The sequence below is a fragment of the Rudaea sp. genome (assembly GCF_036383415.1).
In the GTDB taxonomy this organism is placed as follows: Bacteria; Pseudomonadota; Gammaproteobacteria; order Xanthomonadales; family Rhodanobacteraceae; genus Rudaea.
Genome location: NZ_DASVOK010000315.1, coordinates 1 through 3630, shown reverse-complemented (window position 1 = coordinate 3630; position 3630 = coordinate 1). Strand labels below are relative to the sequence as shown.

General features: G+C 65.0%; 1 protein-coding gene and 1 pseudogene. One reads left to right on the top strand and one right to left on the bottom strand.

The window, feature by feature from the left end:
- Positions 1 to 3271 (top strand): DUF748 domain-containing protein (locus VF497_RS11840; protein WP_330888935.1); only part of this gene is annotated, 3271 nt, incomplete at its 5' end.
- Between the two features lie 97 nt (positions 3272 to 3368).
- Here VF497_RS11840 and VF497_RS11835 read toward each other — a convergent pair.
- A pseudogene (locus VF497_RS11835) lies at positions 3369 to 3630 on the bottom strand (S-adenosylmethionine decarboxylase); the annotation flags it as partial.

Below are 3630 nucleotides of genomic sequence, written 5' to 3'. Positions count from 1 at the left end.
GCTCGCACGCACTGCCGATGGGCGCTTCAATTTCTCCGACCTGATCGACCGTTTTGCGGGCCCGCCGGCAAAACAGGACGGAGCGCCCGCCGCGCGACCGTCAGCCGACGCGAAGGCACCGCCGCCCGAACCCGCGCGCTTCTCGCTGTCGAACATCAGCGTGCACCGCGGCGAGATCCGCTTCGACGACAAGCCGACGAATGCGAGCCATCGCGTCGAGGACATCGAAATCGGCATCCCGTTCCTCGCCAACCTCCCGAGCGATGTCGACGTGTTCGTGCAGCCATTGCTCGCCGCGCGCATCGACGGCCGGCCGCTGCGCATCGAAGGCCAGACCAAGCCGTTCAAGGACAGTCTCGAATCGACGATCGACCTCACCCTCGACCGCCTCGACCTGCCGCAATATCTCGCCTACGTGCCGTCCGAGCTGCCGGTTGCGATTCCGAAGGGCCTCGTTTCCGGCAGCGTGCGCGCGCATTTCGTGCAGGACAAGGCGGCGCGGCAGTTGCGCATCGACGGCGCGATCGTGCTCGACGATTTCGCGATGACCGACAAGGCCAAGACTTCGATCGTCGAAGCCAGCCGCGTGATCGCCTCGTTCGCCGACGTCGAACCGCTGATCTCACGCTACCGTTTCGACAACGTCAATCTCGATCACGCGAAACTGCGCTATGTCGCGCGGCCGGGCGGGCGCAGCAATTTCGATGCACTGTACGCAAAGCCCAAGCCGGCGGGCGACAAGGCTCCGGAAAGCGAATTCGCGATCGCCCATCTCGGTCTCGTCGCGGGCCGCTTCGACTATGTCGACGAGACACTGGCGGATGCAACCGTGACGATCGACAACCTCTCCGGCTCGGTCAGCGGCCTCGATACGACCAAGGGCACGACCGCGGCCGTCGAGGTGAGCGCGAAACACAACGGCGGCGACCTCGCCACACACGGCAAGCTCGATCTGGCCGCGAGCCGCTACGCCGGCAAGCTGAGCGCGAAGAATGTCGGCATCGCGCCGCTGCAGCCGTTCGCGCTGCCGGCCGGCAGCCGTGCGACGATCCGCGGCGGTACCTTCGACACCGAGGGCAGTTTCGTCGCCGACTGGAAAGGCCTGTTCAACCTGCATGTCGAACCGGCGAAATCGACGCTGCGCGACGTCGCGATCGGCCTCAAGGATGCGAAGGAGCCGGCGATCGCATGGAAGGCGCTCGACCTCGCGCTGCTGAAATTCGACCTCGCCGCGGGCGAAGTACACCAGGGCGATGTCGTCATGCACGGATTACGCGTCAACGCGCGACGCGAACGCGACGGCAGGATCGACCTCGCCAGCCTGATCGGCAACGAGCCAGCAACGAAAACCGCGGCCGCGGCGAAGTCCGCCAAACCCGTGCAACCGTGGAAATGGAGCGTCGCGCGCCTTGTCCTCGATGACGCCGGCGCGACGATCGAGGATCACACGACACCGAAGCCGACGCGGATTGCGGTCGAGGCGATCAAGGGCGACGTCACCGGCCTGAGCGAAGACATGAAACAACCGCTCAAGCTCGCGTTGAGCGGCGCGATCGGCCAGGGCGGTTTCGAGGTCAACGGCAGCATCAAGCCGGCCCTGTTCGATGTCGATCTCAAGTTGAAGACGCGCGAACTCGACATCGCCGGCATGACCGCCTATGCCGACGTGCCGCTCAACGTGCGCGTAGCCTCCGCGCTGCTGACCAGCGATGGCGAACTGCGCTATGCCGCAACCACGCCGGCGAAGACGGCGTACCGCGGCCGCGTCACGCTGGGCCGCCTGCGCGTGCTCGACAAGCTGACCGGCGACGACTTCGCCAGTTGCCGTGCGCTCAACATCGGCGCGATCGACTACGCGCAGAACGGCGCCGCGCCGATGCAGCTCAAGCTCGGCGACATCGCGCTGTCCGATTTCTACGCACGCGTCATCATGAACGCGAACGGCAAGCTCAATCTCAGCGACATCGCCGGTGCGAACGCGGCGACGCCGGTGTCGGTCACACGCGTCGAAGGCCCGTCGAATCCGGCACCCGCGGCGCAGGCCGCGACACCCGCGCCCAAACCCGAAGCGGCGAAGCCCGCCGCGGCCATCCAGGTCGGCCAGATCACCTTGTCGCGTGGCCATCTCAACTACACCGACAATTTCGTCAAGCCGAACTACACCGCGAACATCACCCAGCTGTCCGGCAAGATCGGCGCATTCGGCACGGCCGCCGCAACACCTCCCGCCGAAGTCACCCTGCGCGGCCTGCTCGACGACAACGCGCAGGTCGACATCGACGGCAAGATCAATCCGCTCACGCCGGTCGCCTACGTCGAGATCAAGGGCAAGGCCGACAGCGTCGAGCTGACCCACCTGTCCGCGTATTCGGTCAAGTACACCGGCTATCCGATCATCAAGGGCCGTCTCAACGCCGACGTGAATTATCTGCTCGACCAGGGCAAGCTCAAGGCCGACAACCATCTCACCATCGACCAGCTCACCTTCGGCGAGGAGAACAAGGATCCCGGCGTGAGCCATCTGCCGGTCAAGCTCGCCGTCGCCCTGCTCAAGGATTCGAACGGCGTGATCGACGTCAACGTGCCCGTGTCGGGCTCGCTCGACGATCCGCAGTTCTCGCTCGGCGGCATGGTCTGGCGCGCGTTCGCCGGCATGATCGCGAAGGCCGCGACTGCGCCGTTCCGCTTGCTCGCTGCGGCGTTCAAGGGCGACGGCGACGGCCCCGGCGCCGATCTCGGCTTCGTCGAATTCGCGCCCGGTGCCGATCGGCTCGATGCGGCAGCCGAGGCCAAGCTCGCGCAGATCGCGAAGATCCTCGGAGAGAAACCATCACTCAACCTCGGCATCGTCGGGCGCACCGATCCTGCACTCGACATCGACGGATTGCGCCGCGTCACCGTCGACGAACTGATCCGCAGCGAATATGCGCACGACCACGGCGACGAGGTCGCTGCGGCGCCCCTCTCGCCGGCCGACACGGACAAGTATCTCGAGGCCGCATACAAGCACGCCAAGTTCCCGAAGGAAAAAACGCTGGTCTGGCTGACCAAATCGCAGCCGCCCGAGGAAATGCGCCGCCTGCTCGAAGCGAACGTCACGATCGACGACGGCTCGATGCTGCACCTCGCCGAGCGCCGCGCCGGCCACGTCGTCGGCTTCCTCCACGGCAAGGTCGAAGACCGCCGCCTGTGGACGCTCGCGCCGCAGCTGACGCCCAAGGGCATCGACGACCAGGGCAAGACGACTCGGGTGGATTTCACGCTACAGTGACCTGCGCGCTTCGCGCGCACTTTCGCTGTTGCTCGTCGTCTCCGTGAAGACGGGAATGGCAGGGCCAAGCCAAGCGCGACGAATCGCGCCGAAGCGATCAGGACAGATTGCGCCCGTGGAACAACTCCTCGATCTCACGCTTGAGCACCGACTCGATGCGCAGGCGTTCCTTGAACGACAGGTCCTTGGCATGCGCCTCGAACAAGTAAGTTTCGAGATCGAACTCCTTCACGTGCATCTTCGTGTGGAAGATGTTTTCCTGGTACACGTTGACGTCGAACATCTCGTACTTGTTGCGGATGTGCTTGGCCAGGTATTCCTGGATCGAGTTGATGCGGTGGTCGATGTAGTGCTTCTTG